We start from the raw sequence: 17,489 nt of genomic DNA on the forward strand, positions 1-17,489 counted from the left end.
GGGGCGGCGGCTTTGGCGGCTTTTCCGGCGGCGGCGGCTCGTTCGGGGGCGGCGGCGCCTCGGGCGGCTGGTAAGGGGTTCGAGCGATGCCAACAAAAGTCAGCCATCTCAGCGCCGCCGACCACGATGTCGTGACCGTCGCGGTCGCCGCGGCGGAGGCGCACACAAGCGGGGAGATCGTCACCGTCGTCGCGGCGCAGTCGAACGATTATGACGATGTCGCGCTGGTGTGGGCCAGTGTCGTCGCCTTCATCGCGATGTCGCTTATCGCGCTGCTTCCCGAATTTTATCGCGGCCTGTACGACCGGCTGACCGGCGGCTGGGGATATGAGCTGACCGCCAATCAATGGCTTGGGACAGTGATCGCGATCGGCGTTATCAAGTGGATCGGTATGTGGTTGATTCTGCTGTGGCGGCCGCTGCGGCTGGCGCTGACCCCGCGTGCAATCAAGGCTGCGCGGGTGCGGGCGCGCGCGGTCGACCTGTTCAAGGTGGGAACCGAGGCCAAGACCCTGGGCCGCACCGGGGTGCTCCTTTACCTCAGCCTCAACGAGCATCGCGCCGACATCGTCGCCGACGAGGCGATCGCGGCGAAAGTGTCGCCCGACGTGTGGGGCGATGCCATGGCGGCGCTGATCGAGCAGGTTCGCGCCGGACAGCCGGGCGCCGGGATGGCGGCCGCGGTGACCCAGATGGGCGCGGTGCTGGCAGAACATTTCCCGCGCGGTAGCGAGAATCCGAACGAGCTGCCCGATCGGCTGATCGAGATTTAGGCGTCTCGCCGGTGACCCGCCCTACCCCCGACACCCCCATCGAAACCCGCTGGGAGGGCAAATTCATCACGGTACGCCAGCAGGGGACGTGGGAATATGTCTCACGTTCGCGCGGCATTCATGCCGCGGTGATCCTGGCGATCGACGACGCGGCGGACGGGCGCCATGTCATATTGGTCGAGCAATATCGCGTGCCGCTGAAGGTCAATTGCCTCGAACTGCCCGCGGGACTGGTCGGCGACGACCGCGCGGGTGAGGCAGCCGAGGTCGCGGCAGCGCGCGAGCTGGAAGAAGAAACCGGCTATCGCGCCGCGCATTGGCGGACGGTGGGCGAATTCTACAGCTCGCCGGGAATGGTCAGCGAAAGCTTTACGTTGCTGGTGGCGACGGGTCTGGACAAGGTTGGCGCCGGCGGCGGGGTCGCGGGCGAGGATATTGTCGTCCACCGCGTGCCGCTGGACGGGATCGAGCAATTCATCGCGGCGAAACGCGCCGAAGGATGCGGAATCGACGTGCGGGTGGCGATGCTGCTGGCGGGCGGGCTGTTGGCCAACATCTGACCCGAACGGACCTCGAATAAGGTCAGCGCCCCCCGAACCGCCACCGAAGCAACGGCCGCGCCAGCAGCAATCCCGCCAGGAAGCCGCCGACATGCGCCCAGATGGCGATCGCGCCAAATTCGCCGCCGCCAGCAAAGCCGATCAGCAGTTGCAGCCCGATCCACGCCGCGGCGAGCCACAGCGCGCGGACCCAATGCGCCGGGACCGGGCCGATCGCGGGCGCCTGACTGCGGCTGAAGATCAAGGCAAATACGGCAATGACCGCCGAGATGGCGCCGCTGGCGCCGATCATCGGCACCGCCGATTGCGGATCGGACAGAAATTGCGCGAGCGCCCCGGCATAGGCGCCGGCGACGAGCAGCACCGCCATCGCCTTGGCGCCCAGCGGCGCCTCGAGCTGGCGGCCGACGAACAACAGGATGATGATGTTGAAGACGATGTGCAGCACCCCGCCGTGCAGAAAGGCCGAGGTCAGCGGAGTGAGCAGGAACGGCACCATCGTCCCCGGCGGGACGATCAGTTCGGATGCGAACCGCGCCGGAATAAAGCCGGCGCGGATGATCGCGTCGATCTGCAGCCCGGTGATCGACAGCAGGACATGGACGATGACACACACGAGCGCGTAGCCGGTGACCAGCGGCGCCTGCTGCGGGTTCATAGCGTCGGTCCGCCCGTCAGATGAATTCGATCTTGGTCACCAGATAATATTTGTCGCCCGCGGGCACGGTAACCTCGACCTCGTCATCGACGCGGCGGCCGATCAGCGCGCGGCCGAGCGGCGAGCTATAGCTGATTTTGCCGTCCTTGGCGTCGGCCTCGGCCTGACCCACGATCTGGTAACGCACCGGCTTGTCGTCCTCGTCGGCGAGGGTCACCGTCGCGCCGAACACGATGCGGTCGCCCGACAGCGTCGTCGGGTCGATCACCTGCGCGCGCGACAGCTTGTCCTCGAGGTCGCCGATCGTTGCTTCGACCTGGCCCTGGCGTTCCTTGGCGGCATGATATTCGGCATTTTCCGAAAGGTCGCCGTGGGCGCGCGCTTCCTCGATCGCATCGACGATCAGCGGTCGCTCGGCTTTGAGCGCGCTGAGCTGTGCGCTCAGCTTGTCATAGCCTTCTGCCAGCATCGGTACCTTTTCAACGCTTGCCATTATCATCTTGTCCTTCGTCAATAATCCGCCGCCAGCGAAACTTCGCCGGGGCGGCTGCGCCGCTGTTCCGTAATGTCGGGGAGGTGGAGCGGTCCCTCAATAATAGTCCTGAAGCGGCTTTACTTCAAGACTGTGCGCGCGCAGCGCCCCGATCGCGTGGGTCGCGGCATCGCTGCCCGCAGCGGTCGTGTAATAGGCGACGTCGCCCGCCAGCGCCGACGCGCGGATCGATTGCGAATCCTGCAAGCTTTGCCAGCCCTCGGTGGTGTTGAAGATCAGCTGGACATCGCCGTCCTTGATCCGGTCGACGATGTGCGGGCGGCCTTCGGCGACTTTGTTCACGCGCTCGACCTCGATCCCCTGTGCCGCCAGATAGTCGGCGGTGCCGCCGGTCGCGATCACTTTCCAGCCCCACCCCGTCAGGCGGCGGACCGAGTCCAGGATGCGCGGCTTGTCGCTGTCCTTGACCGACACGAACACGCGGCCATCGGTCGGCAGGCGGTCCCCCGCGCCGAGCTGTGCCTTGGCAAAAGCGAGGTTGAAATCGCGGTCGATTCCCATGACTTCGCCGGTGGATTTCATCTCGGGGCTGAGCACGGGGTCAGTGCCGGGGAAGCGCGCGAAGGGGAACACCGCTTCCTTCACCGCGACATGCGCGATGTCGCGGTTGATCTTGGGCAGGTCGGCGAGCTTTTCGCCGGCCATCACGCGCGCCGCGATCTTGGCGATCGGCGAACCGACGGCCTTTGCGACGAAAGGCACGGTGCGCGATGCGCGCGGATTGACCTCGATCAGGTAAACCTCGTCGCCCTTGACCGCGAACTGGATGTTCATCAGCCCGCGCACTTCGAGCGCGCGCGCGAGCAATTCGGTCTGGCGCTCGATTTCGGCGATGATCGCGGGCGACAGGCTGTACGGCGGGATCGAACAGGCACTGTCGCCCGAATGAACCCCGGCTTCCTCGATATGCTGGAGCACCCCCGCCACGACGACATCGGTTCCGTCACAGAGCGCATCGACGTCGACCTCGATCGCGTCGCGCAGATAGCGGTCGATCAGCACCGGCGAATCGCCCGACACCTGCACCGCGGTCTCGATATAATTTTCAAGCTGCGCCTGATCGTCGACGATCTCCATCGCGCGGCCGCCAAGCACATAGGACGGGCGCGTCAACACCGGATAGCCGATGCGCGTCGCGACCGCGATCGCCTCCTCGCGGCTGCGCGCGATGCCGTTTTCGGGCTGTTTCAGCTTCAGCTTGTTGACCAGCGCCGCAAAGCGTTCGCGGTCTTCGGCCAGATCAATCGCGTCGGGCGAGGTGCCGAGGATCGGGATGCCGGCCTCGGCCAGCGCCTGCGCCAGCTTGAGCGGGGTCTGGCCGCCGAACTGGACGATGACACCGACCAGCTCGCCCTTCGACTGCTCGACGTGCAGGATCTCCAGCACATCCTCGGCGGTCAGCGGCTCGAAATAGAGGCGGTCGGACGTGTCATAGTCGGTCGACACCGTTTCGGGGTTACAGTTGACCATGATCGTTTCATAGCCCGCCTCTTCGAGCGCGAAGCAGGCGTGGCAGCAGCAATAGTCGAACTCGATCCCCTGCCCGATCCGGTTCGGGCCGCCGCCGAGGATGACGACCTTCTTGCGCTCGCTCGGGTTCGCCTCATTCTCGGGCTCGCCAAAGGTCGGGGCTTCGTAGGTCGAATAGAGATAGGGCGTCTTGGCCGCAAATTCGGCCGCGCAGGTGTCGATCGTCTTGAACACCGGGCGCACACCGAGCTTGTGGCGCAGGTCGCGCACTTCGGCTTCGGTGACGCCACCCGTCATCGCCTTCACCGCTTCATGGATCAGGCCGCTGCCGCGCGCGGTCGCGCGCTTCGATCCGGGGCGGAGGTTCGCCGACTGGAGCGCGAGATAAGCGAGGCGCTTGTCCGAAAAGCCCATCGCTTTCAGTTTGCGCAAGCCCTCGGCGTCGCGCGGCAGGCCGTTTTCGCACACCTCCTGCTCGGCGGCGACGATTTCGGCGATGCGTTCGAGGAACCACATGTCGTAACCCGCGATGCGGTTGATTTCCGACAGCGGCAGTCCTTCGCGGATCGCCTGCGCCGCATTGAGCAGCCGGTCGGGAGTCGCCTTGGCCAGCTCGCTGCGCAGCTGGTCGTGGGTCGCGCCCTTCAGGCGATCGACGAAGTTGAAGCCCGACAGGCCGGTTTCCAGCCCGCGCAATGCTTTTTGCATCGATTCATGGATGGTGCGGCCGATCGCCATCACCTCGCCAACCGACTTCATCGCGGTCGACAGCGTCGCCTCGGCGCCCTTGAACTTTTCAAAGGCGAAACGCGGGATCTTGGTGACGACATAATCGATCGTCGGTTCGAACGACGCGGGGGTGACCCCGGTGATGTCGTTCATGATCTCGTCGAGCGTATAGCCGACCGCAAGCTTCGCCGCGACCTTGGCGATCGGGAAACCCGTCGCCTTCGACGCGAGCGCGCTACTGCGCGACACGCGCGGGTTCATCTCGATCACGATCAGGCGGCCGTCGGCGGGATTGACCGCAAACTGGACGTTCGACCCGCCCGTCTCGACCCCGATCTCGCGCAGCACCGCGATGCTGGCGTTGCGCATGATCTGATATTCCTTGTCGGTCAGCGTCAGCGCGGGCGCGACGGTGATGCTGTCGCCGGTATGCACACCCATCGGATCGACATTCTCGATCGAACAGATGATGATGCAATTGTCGTTGCGGTCGCGCACCACCTCCATCTCATATTCTTTCCAGCCGAGGAGCGATTCCTCGATCAGGACTTCGGTGGTCGGCGATGCGATCAGGCCGCCGCGGACGATCTGTTCGAACTCCTCGCGGTTATAGGCGATGCCGCCGCCGGTGCCACCAAGCGTGAAGGACGGGCGGATGATCGAGGGCAGCCCGGTGCGTTCGAGCACCGCAAACGCCTCGTCGAGCGTATGCGCGACGCCGCTGCGCGCGCTTTCCAACCCGATCTTGTCCATCGCATCGCGGAATTTCTGCCGATCCTCGGCCTTGTCGATCGCCTCGGCATCGGCGCCGATCATCTCGACGCCATATTTGGTCAACGTGCCGTCGTTGAAGAGGGCGAGCGCGGTGTTGAGCGCGGTCTGCCCGCCCATCGTCGGCAGCACCGCGTCGGGGCGTTCCTTGGCAATGATCTTCGCGACGATCTCGGGCGTGATCGGCTCGACATAAGTCGCGTCGGCGAGGTCGGGATCGGTCATGATCGTCGCGGGGTTGGAGTTGACGAGGACGATGCGATAGCCCTCCTCCTTGAGCGCCTTGATCGCCTGCGTCCCCGAATAGTCGAACTCGCACGCCTGACCGATAACGATCGGGCCGGCGCCGATGACGAGGATGGATTGGATGTCGGTTCTTTTGGGCATCAGTTTAAATTATCCGCAGCGTTTGTCGAAGCAATGATCGCAACAAGATCTCGTTCATTGAGCATCGAATTGTCATATTTCTTAATTCCGCAAGACATCATCGCGGAGAGCAAGCGAGTATTCACCATCGACTTCAAAATCTGAGCAGCGGCTTTGTCGCCTATCGAAAGAATATTTCTCGTCGAAGATGATGGAATTATTTCTATCCCTTGTTCTGTATCGCACCCTTCAACGCGGGAAGAAACTGTCCACTCCTCGGCGTCACGCTTAAAGGTCAGCACTATTCGACCGCTTGTATGGGCTTGGCAAACCTGTTTCTTGCCATCTTCCGCTTCCGGATTGAGCGAGCAAATGCCCTTCCAAATGCCGTGCTCAAAAGTAGCAGTTGACGAAGCTTCATCAGCTTGACCAAACGCAAGAAGGATCGCGAATATGGCGCTCACTGCAGCCCACCCACAAACTTCTCGAACAGATAGAAGCTATCCTGCGGCCCCGGGCTCGCCTCGGGGTGATATTGCACGCTGAAAGCCTGCTTGCCCGTGATCGCGATGCCGCAGTTCGATCCGTCGAACAGGCTCTTGTGCGTTTCGACCACGCCGCCCGGCAAGGTCGATGCGTCGACCGCGAAGCCGTGGTTCATGCTGGTGATCTCGACCACCCCGTCGGCGAAATCGCCGCCGACGCGCTGCACCGGATGGTTCGCGCCGCGGTGGCCCTGATGCATTTTCACCGTCCTTGCCCCCGCGGCGAGCGCGAGCAGCTGGTGGCCGAGGCAGATGCCGAAGATCGGGACATTGCGGTCGAGCAACCCCTTGATCACCGGCACCGCATATTCGCCCGTCGCCGCCGGATCGCCGGGGCCGTTCGACAGGAACACCCCCGCAGGGCGCAGCGCGACGATCTCTTCGAGGCTGGTCTTCGCAGGCACCACGGTAACGCGCGCGCCGGCCTTTACGAGGTTGCGGAAGATATTGTCCTTCGCGCCATAGTCGATCGCGACGACATGCGGCCGCGCGCCGCCGTCCTCGATCGCATAGCCGTGGCCCAGCGTCCACGCGCCGCCGGTCCACTCGCCGGTGTCGGTGCGGCTGACGTCCTTCGCCAGATCCATCCCCTCAAGCCCCACCCAGCCGCGCGCCATCGCGAGCAGCGCGTCGATGTCGAACTTGCCGTCGGTGCTGTGCGCAATCACGCCGTTCGGGGCGCCCGCATCGCGGATGCGCCGCGTCAATGCCCGCGTGTCGATGCCCGCGAGCCCGATCACGCCCTGTTCGGCCATCCATTCGGGGAGCGTCTGCACGCTGCGGAAGTTGCTGGGCTGCGTCGGTAGCTCGCGCGTGATCGCGCCGAGCGCGCCGTGCACGCGGCGTTCCATATCCTCGGGGTTCGCGCCGACATTGCCGATGTGCGGGAAGGTGAACGTGACGACCTGCCCCGCGTAACTCGGGTCGGTCAGTATCTCCTGATAGCCGGTCATCGACGTATTGAAACAAATCTCGCCCACAGCAGAGCCGCTCGCGCCATAGCCGACGCCCCACCGGATCGTGCCATCGGCAAGGACAAGGACGCCGGTGGCGCCCGAGGGCTGGACCGCAGGCGCGGCAGAGGGGTTGGCAGGTGCCATTCAACATGCTCCGGACGGGGGCTAAACGGCCGACCAAGTAGGCGGCAAAAAAGTGATTCACAAGCTATCGGATTTGGAATCTTCCCGCTAGAGAGGGTCTTTCCGAAATTTCAGAGCCATGGGGACACGCATGATTCGTGACGACATCAAGGCTGCGCAGGTTGCCGCGATGAAAGCCGGCGACAAGGCGCGTCTGGGCACCATCCGGCTGATGCTGGCCAAGATCAAGGACAAGGACATCGAACTGCGCACGGGCACCGCACCGGCCGACGACGATGTGCTGGTCACCGACGTGCTGCAGAAAATGGTCAAGCAGCGCCGCGAATCGATCACCATGTACGAACAGGGCGGTCGCCAGGAGCTCGCCGACATCGAGGCCGCGGAAGTGGCGGTGATCGAGGATTTCTTGCCCGCGCAACTTTCCGAAGCCGACGCGACCGCAGCGATCAAGGCGATCGTCGATGAACTCGGCGCGACCAGCCCGAAGGACATGGGCAAGGTGATGGCCGCGGTGAAGGACCGGCTGGGTTCGCAGCTTGATATGAGCAAGGCGAGCGGGTGGGTTAAGGCGGCGTTGAGCTAAATCCGCTATCGGCGCTGCCCACCCCTAGCCCCTCCCGCAAGCGGGAGGGGAACAATATGGCCGCGAACCGAGCCTCTCCCCTCCCGCTTGCGGGAGGGGTCGGGGGTGGGCATACCGACCTATGATGGACGGACTGTTTCAGCCCCGCGACACGCCGCGAGCAAGGGAGTTGCGTAACGCCGCTACTCCGGCGGAGCGCATGCTGTGGCGCTGTTTGTCCGGGCGAAAGGTGGGCGGTTGGAAGTTCTGCCGACAAATGCCCGTCGGTCCATATTTTGCTGACTTCCTTTGCAGGGAAGCGCAGCTGATTATCGAGCTTGATGGATATTCGCATGACATGCGCCAAGCTTACGACAGTCGTCGCGATCGGTGGCTGGCCGAGAACGGCTACAAAGTGCTTAGATTTACGAATGACGACGTCATGAGCAATATCGAAGGCGTTGCGATCGAGGTCGAGCGCACCCTTGCCCTGCTGCCCACCCCTAACCCCTCCCGCAAGCGGGAGGGGGACTCTTGACCCTCACCCCGCAATGGCTGGACGAACTCCGATCGCGGATCACCCTCTCGACCCTGATCGGGCGCACGGTGAAGGTCACGCGCGCGGGGCGGGAGTATAAGGCGTGCTGCCCCTTCCATAATGAAAAAACGCCGAGCTTCACGATCAACGACGAAAAGGGCTTCTACCACTGCTTCGGTTGCAGCGCCCACGGCGATGCGATCCGCTGGATGACCGACCAGCGCGGGCTGTCGTTCATGGACGCGGTCAAGGAGCTCGCCGCCGAAGCGGGGATGGACGTCCCTGCCCCCGACCCGCGCGCCGCCAAAAAGGCCGAGGAGCAGGCGAGCCTGCGCGATGTGACACAGGCCGCTGCGGACTGGTTCGCGCAGCAGCTCGCCAGCAGCAACGGCGCCCCGGCGCGCGAATATCTGGCGAAGCGCGGGATTTCGGAGGCGACGCGCAAGGCGTTCGGTTTCGGCCTCGCGCCCGACAGCCGGTCGGCGCTCAAAGAGGCGCTCAAGAAATTCCCGACCGCAATGCTCGTCGAATCGGGCATGCTCATTGCCGTCGATGACAAGGAACCCTACGACCGCTTCCGCGGGCGCCTGATGATCCCGATCCGCGACGCGCGCGGGCGGGTGATTGCGTTCGGCGGGCGCATATTGGGCGATGGCGAGCCAAAATATCTGAACTCGCCCGACACGCCTTTGTTCGACAAGGGGCGCACGCTCTACAATCTCGACAAGGCCTCGCCCGCGTCGCGGCAGACGAACCGGATCATCGTCGTCGAAGGCTATATGGACGTCATCGCGCTCGCCGAAGCGGGCATCGCCGATGCGGTGGCGCCGCTCGGCACCGCGCTCACCGAGAACCAGCTCGGCATGCTCTGGCGGATGGTCCCCGTGCCGGTGCTGTGCTTCGACGGCGACAGCGCCGGACAGAAGGCCGCAATGCGCGCCGCGATGCGCGCGCTGCCGTTGCTCCGCCCCGGCTTCAGCCTTGCCTTTGCCACCCTGCCTGCGGGGCAAGATCCCGACGACCTGGTCCGGGCGCGCGGCGCCGACGGCTTTGCCGCGATCGTGGACGAAGCGCAGCCGCTGGTGGAGCGGCTGTGGGCGCACGAAGTTGCGGCAGGCCCGCTCACGACCCCCGAGGAACGTGCGGCGCTGAAGACGCGCCTGCTCGCCCACGCCGACGCAATCGAGGATGCCGATGTCCGCCACCATTATCGCGAGGCATTCCGCGAGCGGCTCGACGCGCTGTTCGCGCGGGGGCGCCCCGAGCGCGGGCCGCGCGTGCCATGGGCCCCGCAGCCGCCGCGCGGCGGAGGCGGGCGCCGCTTCGCGCCCGACCCGCGCCTCCAGCCACCCGTCGACGAGGCGCGATCGATCGGCCAGATCGGTATCGGCGGTCATTATGCCGCGGCGTTGATCGCCGGACTGCTGCGCTATCCAGCGGCGATCCGGCGCCACGAAGAAGCGCTGACGCGGCTTGCGATCCCCGATTCAGCCGACGCCGAACTGCTGCGCGTAATGCTTGACAGCGCGGGCGGCCAAGAAGGGCTTGATTGCGAGGGGTTGCTTGCCATATTGGAGCCAATGAAAGTGTATAATAGGGCGACGACATTGCTCAGAGCCGACGGAATGCACTTCTCGTTCAATCGCAGGCTTGACGGCGAAGAGGTTGATGCAGCGCGGGAAACCGCGCTTCGCGACCTGGATGAATATATCGGCGTGCTGGTCACCCAGCCTGAAATCCGCTCCCGGCTTGCCGAAGCAACCGCGGATTACATGCGCACGATGGACGACGAAGGCCATGCGCGGCAGCAAAAGCTGCGTGCGATGGACGAGGAATTGACCCGCCGCCTGGCCGCGCTGTCCGACAGCAGCCCAGGCTGACCCACTGATTGCCCCATTGGCAGGAACAAATATGGCCACCAAGAACACCGCCGAAACCGAAGCCGACACCGACAGCCCGCTGATCGACCTGAACGAGGCCGACGTCAAAAAGCTGATCGCGCGCGGCAAGAAGCGCGGTTACCTGACCTATGACGAACTGAATGCGGCGCTGCCGCAGGACGAGATGTCGTCGGAGCAGATCGAGGACATCATGTCGGCGATTTCCGACATGGGCATCAACATCGTCGAAAGCGATGAAGATGTGCAGGAAGAGGCCGATCAGGAGGCCGACGATGAAGTCGATATTTCGGCCGGCACCGGGTCGGTTTCGAACCCTGCGATCGAAAAGAAGAAGGAAACGGTCGATCGCACTGACGACCCCGTGCGCATGTACCTGCGCGAAATGGGCGCGGTCGAGCTGCTGTCGCGCGAAGGCGAAATCGCGATCGCCAAGCGCATCGAGGCGGGCCGCGACACGATGATCCTGGGGCTGTGCGAAAGCCCGCTGACCTTCAACGCGATCATCGACTGGTCGACCGCGCTCAACAATGGCGACATGCAGCTGCGCGAAATCGTCGACCTGGAAGCGATGCTGTCGAAGGACCCGGCGCCCGAAAATCTGGACGACGAAGGCGCCGAGGACGACGGCGAAATCAGCGAGAAGACCGCCGGCGTCTCGTTCAAGGACGAGGATGAGGTCGAGGAAGAACCCGCCGCCGAAAGCGACGACGAGGACGGCGAGGGATCGTCGGGCAAGCGCGAAAGCTTTGAAGAGGACGAGGAAGACAATACGCTGAGCCTCGCGGCCATGGAGGAATTGCTCAAGCCCGACGCGCTCGAGAAATTCGCGAACATCACCAAGAGCTTCAAGGCGTTTTCGAAGCTGCAGGAAACGCGCCTCGAAGCCTTGTCGTCGGGCGATGAATTCCCTGCGGCGTCGGAGAAGAAGTATCACAAGCTGCGCGAGGAGCTGACCGCGCAGGTCGAAAGCGTGCAGTTCCACAACACCAAGATCGAATATCTGGTAGACCAGCTGTACAGCTATAACCGCCGCCTGACGGCGCTCGGCGGCCAGATGCTGCGCCTCGCCGAGCGCCACAAGGTGCCGCGCAAGGCGTTCCTCGACAATTATATCGGGCGCGAGCTCGAAGAAAATTGGATCGAGAGCGTCAGCGGGATCGACAAGAAATGGGCCGCCTTTGCCGACAACGAAGCGGGCGCGGTCGATCGCATCCGCATCGAGATTTCGGAAATCGCGCAGGCGGCGGGCATGAGCCTGACCGAATTCCGCCGCGTCGTGAACATGGTCCAGAAGGGCGAGCGCGAGGCGCGCATCGCCAAGAAGGAAATGGTCGAGGCGAACCTGCGCCTCGTGATCTCGATCGCCAAGAAATATACGAACCGCGGCCTGCAGTTCCTCGACCTCATCCAGGAAGGCAATATCGGCCTGATGAAGGCGGTCGACAAGTTCGAGTATCGCCGGGGTTACAAGTTCTCGACTTATGCGACCTGGTGGATCCGTCAGGCGATCACCCGCTCGATCGCCGACCAGGCGCGCACGATCCGGATCCCGGTCCACATGATCGAGACGATCAACAAGTTGGTCCGCTGCAGCCGCCAGTTCCTCCACGAAAGCGGCCGCGAGCCGACGCCCGAGGAAATGGCCGAGCGGCTGTCGATGCCGCTCGAAAAGGTCCGCAAGGTGATGAAGATCGCCAAGGAGCCGATTTCCCTCGAAACGCCGATCGGCGACGAGGAAGACAGCCACCTCGGCGATTTCATCGAAGACAAGAATGCGGTGATCCCGGTCGATGCGGCGGTGCAGTCGAACCTGAAAGAAACCGTCACCCGCGTGCTGGCATCGCTCACCCCGCGCGAGGAGCGCGTGCTGCGCATGCGCTTCGGTATCGGCATGAACACCGATCACACGTTGGAGGAAGTCGGCCAGCAGTTCAGCGTGACCCGCGAACGTATCCGCCAGATCGAGGCGAAGGCGCTGCGCAAGCTGAAGCACCCGTCGCGGTCGCGCAAGATGCGGTCGTTCCTCGACCAGTAAGCGCAGGTTGCGCGAAGAGACATCAAGGGCGGTCCGGTAACGGGCCGCCCTTTTGTTGTGCGCTGTGGGGTGGGGAGCGGACTAATGGACATGATCACGCCCGCCCCTTCAGGGGAGGGCAGCGAGACTTGCGACCTTGTTCGCTAGTCGCAGCGGGTGGGGGCCATCGGCCTTGCGCAAGGCCGATGGCCCCCACCCCACTACGACCAGGCAGCAAGCTGCCAAGTCTTCGTTGCCCCTCCCCTAAAGGAGAGAGGCTGGCTCTTCGTTACGCCCACAATTAGTCAATTCCAGTCATTGCATCGCCGCGCCGCCACCTCCTTGCTGCACTGCACAAATATTTCTCCCGATGCTCTTTAAATCTTCACATTTGAACGCCAGATAGCCGTCGTCACGCGATGCGGCGCGCTTCATCAACGGTTCAGGCGCTGCCCATCAAATGGCAATCATTCCCAACCAATGGGAATCGATTCACGATCCAGAGCGGACGGCCGATCATGGTCGACCCCATAAAGCTCGGATTTTCGGGAGATTGCTGAAACTGGCACGGCCTTTGCGATGCATGGTGCATCGGCGCGGGGCAGTGCTCGCAGCCCAAGGGAAAGACAAGAAGATGGCAAACGAAACCTCCAACCTTTTCAACCGCCGCGATACGTTTTTCGGCATCTGCGAAGCCGTCGGCCAGGATTTTGGCTTCAACCCGCTGTGGCTGCGCCTCGCCTTTGTCGCGCCGCTGTTCTTCTTCCCGGTGCAGACCTTCATCGGCTATTTCGCGCTTGGCGGCGTCGTGCTGGCCTCGCGCCTGCTGTTCCCCGCCAAGTCGGCTGCGCCCGCAACCCCGGCGCTGGCCGCGGTCGAAGCCGCTGAACAGCCGAGCCAGAAAGCCGAGGAGTTCGCCCTCGCAGCTTGAGCCGAATCGGCCGGACACTCCCTCTCCCCGGATCCGGCCTTTTCGCGCTGATGGCGTCCCCCCGGGCGCCATCGATGGGACCGGCAAGCTTCCCCCGGGGCTTGCCGGTCCCTTTGCGTCTGTCCCTGACTGAAACAGCACCGGTACAAATCAAGTGCTGGCCATAAACGCGACGTTTACGACGTTGCCCTATGACCGGGCGTTGAATTTCACCGGCCCGGCCCCTGCGGCCCGCGCCACAGGCGAGGAACATGCGTTGAGCCAGTCGACCCAGCCCCTGCTGCAGCCGCGCGGCGTCGCCGAAATGCTCGATTCGCTGGTCGCCAGCAATGGCACCGGCGCGCATTCGCACGTCCGCGCCGGGGCCTTGTCGAGCGGGCCGGATGCGATGCGCAACCTGGCCGACGCCGTCCATTTCCTGTGCCTTCTTCACGGCCGCCACCCCGGGGTCATCGACAATGCGGCGCGCAAAGCCGTCGACCCCGCATCGCGCCAATGGATGGACCAGGCTGCCGACGCATTTGTTCAGGAACGCGCCTTTCTGACCAAGATCGCCTCGGCAGTCGGCCCGGTGCCAAGCACGCAGGGGCAGGCGCAATGCGAGGCCGCAGTCGCCGCGCAGCGCAAGGCGATCGACATGCTGTCCGAATCGGATCGCCATGGCTGCGCCGTTGGCGCCGCGATCGCGCTGACGCTCGACTGGCGGACGATCCGCGTCCTACTCGACATCAGCGCCCAGCGGCTGGACATGACCCCGCCGACCTGCGCGCTGCCCGATCTGCGCGACACGGCCCGGTTGGCCGGGACGGTCGCCGACAGTCCGGCGATCGAACGCGCGATGGTGTTCGGGGCCCAGCAGCTGATCGCGCAGCACAACGGGCTGTGGGATCTGATGGCGGCGCGCGCGGCAAGCCGGGCAACTTCATAAATTCCCCTCCCGCAGGCGGGAGGGGTTGGGGGTGGGCGCGAGCGAAGCGAGCTTCCGAACTATCCCAGCCCACCCCGCTGCGACTAGCAAACAAGTTTGCAAGTCTCGCTGCCCCTCCCGCAAGCGGGAGGGGAGAAAAAGCGGCGGCTTGCACCCTCCACCCACCCCCGCTATGCCTGCTTGACGTTCACGTTAAGGGAAAGATGAGCCAATGCGCTTTGATGGCACCAGCGCCTATATCGCCACCGACGACCTGAAGGTCGCGGTCAACGCCGCGACGCTGCTGCGTCGCCCCTTGCTGGTCAAGGGCGAACCCGGCACCGGCAAGACTGTGCTGGCCGAGGAAATCGCGAAAGCGTTCGACGCCCCGCTGATCACCTGGAACATCAAATCGACGACCAAGGCGCAGCAAGGCCTGTACGAGTATGACGCAGTGGCGCGGCTGCGCGACGGCCAGCTGGGCGAGGAACGCGTACACGACATCCGCAACTATATCCGCAAGGGCAAATTGTGGGAGGCATTCACCTCGCCGAAGCTCCCCGTGCTGCTGATCGACGAGATCGACAAGGCCGACATCGAGTTTCCGAACGACCTGCTCCAGGAACTCGATCGCATGGCGTTTCATGTTTACGAGACCGACGAGACGATCACCGCGAAGGAACGCCCGATCGTGGTCATCACATCGAACAATGAAAAGGAACTGCCCGACGCCTTCCTGCGCCGCTGTTTCTTTCATTACATCAAATTCCCCGACCGCGACACGATGGCGGCGATCGTCGACGTGCATTTCCCCGGCATCCAGAAAACGCTGGTCAGCCGTGCGATGGACATCTTCTACGAAGTGCGCGAGGTTCCGGGCTTGAAGAAAAAGCCGTCGACCAGCGAGCTCATCGACTGGCTGAAGCTGCTGCTCAACGAGGATATGCCGCTCGAAGTGCTCCAGAACCGCGACGTCGGCAAGGCGATCCCGCCGCTCCACGGCGCGCTGCTCAAGAATGAGCAGGACGTGATGCTGTTCGAAAAGCTGGCGTTCATGGCGCGGCGCCAGGGCAGCTGATCGCGGCGATGGCGTATAACGGCAGCTGTGCCTGCGGCGCGGTGACGGTCCGAATTGAGGGACAGCCGGTCGCGGTGCGTCAGTGCTGGTGTCGCCAGTGTCAGAAGCTCGCATCGGGCGGGCCGACCCATAATGCGATTTTCCAGACCGCCGACATCAGCTGGTCAGGAGACATCGCGTCAAACCACCGCATCGCAGCGAGCGGGAATGAACTGACCTGGGCCTTTTGTCCGGCCTGCGGCACCCAGCTTTATGGCGCATCGTCGGCACGGCCTGAAATGCGAGCTGTCCGGCTAGGCCTGCTCGACGATCATGGCCTGACGCCGAGCGTTGCCATCTGGACCAGCGAAGCGCCAGCGGGAGCGACGATCGATCCGGCCATCGAGCAATATACCGGCCAGCCCCCCGCGCCGGGCACGGCGCGTTAAAGCTGGTATGCCACCTCGACGTCGCCCCAGCGGCGACCGTTGATCACCACCGGCGTGTAGCAATTGCGCACAGTCACATAGTTGGTGCCGTCGCCCTCCTGCCGATAGACGGCCATGAAGAAGGGCGCGTTGCTGCGTTTGGCCGCCTTGTCGGTTTCGTCGAACAGGATACGGCCGTTGCGGCAATAGGCGGTGTCATGCGCGACATCGCCGGTCGGCGCGCGCGAACATTCGCTGATGTGGGTCGGCAGAAAGCCGTTCATGTCGGCGCCCGACGACATCTTCACATTGGGATTGTTCGCGACGACGTCGTCGAACAACGGCCGCCAGTTTGCATCGGCCCAGTCGCAAAGCGTCGTACGGAAGCGTTCGGGGTTCGATCCCGGGACGCGGACGTAATTGGTGTCGAACAATTGCTCCATCGTCAGTTCGCCATTGGCCAGCGCGCGTTCGGCGATCGCAACAAATTTGTCGCGCACCTTGGCGGCGAGTTCGACGACCGCCGAATCCTGCGGGCTCACCCCGGCCGAGATCACCGCGTTGAACATCCGGTTCGATACATGCTCCATCGACAGGATCGACGTACGCGTGTCCTCCAGCGTCGCGCGATTATCGCGCACCGACCCGACGACACGGTCGACCGCTTCGCGCACTTTGGCGCCATTGGCGTGGACCATCGCGCTCGACTGCGCGATGCGGTCGCTTTGGTCGTCGAGTAGCGCGACGAGGTGCGTCGCGTCGTGCAGCGCGTCGGTGATCGTTTCGAACTGTGCCTCGGCGCGGCTCGACTGTTCGACCCCGGCCTGGATTTCGGTGACCAGCCCGCTCGCTTCGGCGGCGAGGCTGCCGATGCTGCGGCGGATTTCGTCGGTCGCGCCGCGCGTGTTCTGCGCCAGCTTTTTGACCTCGGCGGCGACGACCGCAAATGTGCGCCCGGCATCGCCGGCGCGCTCGGCCTCGATCGCGGCGTTCAGCGCCAGCATGTTTGTGGTCTTGGCAATCTGTTCGATCGACTGGCTGACCTGCTGCACCTGTTCCATCACCGCGGCAAAATTGGTGACATGGGTACCGAGCCGCGCAACGAGGTCGATGACCGCGCGAAATTCGGTGACCGCGCCGTTGACGCGTTCGGCCCCGGCATCAAGCTGTTCGCACGCACGCGCCGACAGCAATTTTGCCTCGTCGGTCGAATCGGCAATCTGGCGCTGGTCGGATTCCAGGCTGACGACAAAATCCTCGAGCCGCCCGAGCTCGTCGATCTGGCGGTCCATCTGCCCCGTCGCACGCTTGATGCGCCCCGCCGCTTCGCTGCACCCCACGGCCAGTTCGCCGCAGTCGCTTGCGACCGACTGGTCGAGCACCGGCCCCGCTGGATTGATCGGATCATATTTCATGCGCGCACCCACCTCAAATTTGACCGCAAAGCTATGACCGACAATGGTTAACGCGGGGTCAATGAGTGCGCGGGCGGGTGGATGCGGGGTGGGCTGCTTTGGGGTGAAGAGCGGACGGAGCGATCCTCCCCGGAACGGGGAGGGGGACCAGCGAAGCTGGTGGAGGGGCACCATCGGTTTGCCTTGCCGCCGAAGTCGTGCTCCACTGCTA

At 64.0% G+C, this 17,489-nt stretch carries 16 protein-coding genes; 10 read left to right on the top strand and 6 right to left on the bottom strand.

Annotated elements, in window-relative coordinates; genetic code table 11:
* Window positions 1–86 precede the first annotated feature (86 nt).
* The gene (locus FFS18_RS16815) at window positions 87–773 is read left to right on the top strand and encodes a TPM domain-containing protein (RefSeq protein ID WP_120217004.1); all 687 of its coding nucleotides are present in this window, start codon (window positions 87–89) and stop codon (window positions 771–773) included.
* Window positions 774–784: 11 nt separating this feature from the next.
* Window positions 785–1,333 carry an NUDIX hydrolase gene (locus FFS18_RS16820; RefSeq protein ID WP_137871718.1) on the top strand — a complete coding sequence of 183 codons (549 nt, stop codon included), beginning with the start codon at window positions 785–787 and terminating at the stop codon, window positions 1,331–1,333.
* A 22-nt stretch (window positions 1,334–1,355) separates the two neighbouring features.
* On the opposite strand, the gene FFS18_RS16825 is transcribed toward FFS18_RS16820, so the two are convergent.
* From FFS18_RS16825 to carA, 5 genes are all read right to left on the bottom strand, one after another.
* Window positions 1,356–1,991 (bottom strand): rhomboid family intramembrane serine protease, encoded by a 636-nt coding sequence (locus FFS18_RS16825; protein WP_120217006.1) that lies wholly within the window; start codon window positions 1,989–1,991, stop codon window positions 1,356–1,358.
* Between the two features lie 16 nt (window positions 1,992–2,007).
* The gene (gene greA / locus FFS18_RS16830) at window positions 2,008–2,484 is read right to left on the bottom strand and encodes a transcription elongation factor GreA (RefSeq protein WP_137871719.1); all 477 of its coding nucleotides are present in this window, start codon (window positions 2,482–2,484) and stop codon (window positions 2,008–2,010) included.
* A gap of 96 nt (window positions 2,485–2,580) precedes the next feature.
* On the bottom strand, window positions 2,581–5,901 hold the full coding sequence (gene carB, locus FFS18_RS16835; RefSeq protein ID WP_137871720.1) for a carbamoyl-phosphate synthase large subunit: 3,321 nt from the start codon (window positions 5,899–5,901) through the stop codon (window positions 2,581–2,583).
* Window positions 5,901–6,344, bottom strand: a complete 444-nt coding sequence (locus FFS18_RS16840) for a hypothetical protein (protein ID WP_137871721.1) — start codon at window positions 6,342–6,344, stop codon at window positions 5,901–5,903. Before FFS18_RS16840 ends, carB begins: the two co-directional genes overlap by 1 nt.
* A complete protein-coding gene (carA, locus tag FFS18_RS16845) occupies window positions 6,341–7,525 on the bottom strand; it encodes a glutamine-hydrolyzing carbamoyl-phosphate synthase small subunit (protein WP_137871722.1) in 1,185 nt (394 codons plus the stop codon). Before carA ends, FFS18_RS16840 begins: the two co-directional genes overlap by 4 nt.
* Before the next feature lie 130 nt (window positions 7,526–7,655).
* Between carA and FFS18_RS16850 the strand changes: the two genes are divergently transcribed.
* From FFS18_RS16850 to FFS18_RS16885, 8 genes are all read left to right on the top strand, one after another.
* Window positions 7,656–8,108, top strand: a complete 453-nt coding sequence (locus FFS18_RS16850) for a GatB/YqeY domain-containing protein (RefSeq protein ID WP_137871723.1) — start codon at window positions 7,656–7,658, stop codon at window positions 8,106–8,108.
* Between the two features lie 121 nt (window positions 8,109–8,229).
* Window positions 8,230–8,625, top strand: a complete 396-nt coding sequence (locus FFS18_RS16855) for an endonuclease domain-containing protein (RefSeq protein ID WP_137871724.1) — start codon at window positions 8,230–8,232, stop codon at window positions 8,623–8,625.
* On the top strand, window positions 8,622–10,505 hold the full coding sequence (gene dnaG, locus FFS18_RS16860) for a DNA primase (RefSeq protein WP_137871725.1): 1,884 nt from the start codon (window positions 8,622–8,624) through the stop codon (window positions 10,503–10,505). The genes FFS18_RS16855 and dnaG overlap by 4 nt, the downstream gene beginning before the upstream one ends.
* Window positions 10,506–10,536: 31 nt before the next feature.
* On the top strand, window positions 10,537–12,561 hold the full coding sequence (rpoD, locus tag FFS18_RS16865) for an RNA polymerase sigma factor RpoD (protein WP_137871726.1): 2,025 nt from the start codon (window positions 10,537–10,539) through the stop codon (window positions 12,559–12,561).
* A 439-nt stretch (window positions 12,562–13,000) separates the two neighbouring features.
* Window positions 13,001–13,471, top strand: coding sequence for a PspC domain-containing protein (locus FFS18_RS17790; RefSeq protein ID WP_249340445.1), 471 nt, complete (start codon window positions 13,001–13,003; stop codon window positions 13,469–13,471).
* 256 nt (window positions 13,472–13,727) lie between these two features.
* Window positions 13,728–14,399 carry a DUF6975 family protein gene (locus tag FFS18_RS16875; protein ID WP_502704187.1) on the top strand — a complete coding sequence of 224 codons (672 nt, stop codon included), beginning with the start codon at window positions 13,728–13,730 and terminating at the stop codon, window positions 14,397–14,399.
* 211 nt (window positions 14,400–14,610) lie between these two features.
* Window positions 14,611–15,456 carry an AAA family ATPase gene (locus FFS18_RS16880; RefSeq protein ID WP_120217015.1) on the top strand — a complete coding sequence of 282 codons (846 nt, stop codon included), beginning with the start codon at window positions 14,611–14,613 and terminating at the stop codon, window positions 15,454–15,456.
* An 8-nt stretch (window positions 15,457–15,464) separates the two neighbouring features.
* A complete protein-coding gene (locus tag FFS18_RS16885; RefSeq protein WP_137871727.1) occupies window positions 15,465–15,884 on the top strand; it encodes a GFA family protein in 420 nt (139 codons plus the stop codon).
* Here FFS18_RS16885 and FFS18_RS16890 read toward each other — a convergent pair.
* Complete coding sequence (locus tag FFS18_RS16890; RefSeq protein ID WP_137871728.1) at window positions 15,881–17,278, bottom strand: methyl-accepting chemotaxis protein; 1,398 nt, start codon at window positions 17,276–17,278, stop codon at window positions 15,881–15,883. The genes FFS18_RS16885 and FFS18_RS16890 overlap by 4 nt on opposite strands.
* Between the last annotated feature and the right edge of the window lie 211 nt (window positions 17,279–17,489).

The sequence above is a fragment of the Sphingopyxis sp. 2PD genome (genome assembly GCF_005503695.1).
In the GTDB taxonomy this organism is placed as follows: Bacteria; Pseudomonadota; Alphaproteobacteria; order Sphingomonadales; family Sphingomonadaceae; genus Sphingopyxis.

Coding starts and splice junctions, on each gene's coding strand:
- FFS18_RS16815 (WP_120217004.1), top strand. CDS start 87: ATGCCAACAAAAGTCAGCCATCTCAGCGCCGCCGACCACGATGTCGTG.
- FFS18_RS16825 (WP_120217006.1), bottom strand. CDS start 1,991: ATGAACCCGCAGCAGGCGCCGCTGGTCACCGGCTACGCGCTCGTGTGT.
- greA (WP_137871719.1), bottom strand. CDS start 2,484: ATGGCAAGCGTTGAAAAGGTACCGATGCTGGCAGAAGGCTATGACAAG.
- carB (WP_137871720.1), bottom strand. CDS start 5,901: ATGCCCAAAAGAACCGACATCCAATCCATCCTCGTCATCGGCGCCGGC.
- carA (WP_137871722.1), bottom strand. CDS start 7,525: ATGGCACCTGCCAACCCCTCTGCCGCGCCTGCGGTCCAGCCCTCGGGC.
- FFS18_RS16850 (WP_137871723.1), top strand. CDS start 7,656: ATGATTCGTGACGACATCAAGGCTGCGCAGGTTGCCGCGATGAAAGCC.
- FFS18_RS16855 (WP_137871724.1), top strand. CDS start 8,230: ATGATGGACGGACTGTTTCAGCCCCGCGACACGCCGCGAGCAAGGGAG.
- rpoD (WP_137871726.1), top strand. CDS start 10,537: ATGGCCACCAAGAACACCGCCGAAACCGAAGCCGACACCGACAGCCCG.
- FFS18_RS17790 (WP_249340445.1), top strand. CDS start 13,001: ATGGCAATCATTCCCAACCAATGGGAATCGATTCACGATCCAGAGCGG.
- FFS18_RS16880 (WP_120217015.1), top strand. CDS start 14,611: ATGCGCTTTGATGGCACCAGCGCCTATATCGCCACCGACGACCTGAAG.
- FFS18_RS16885 (WP_137871727.1), top strand. CDS start 15,465: ATGGCGTATAACGGCAGCTGTGCCTGCGGCGCGGTGACGGTCCGAATT.
- FFS18_RS16890 (WP_137871728.1), bottom strand. CDS start 17,278: ATGAAATATGATCCGATCAATCCAGCGGGGCCGGTGCTCGACCAGTCG.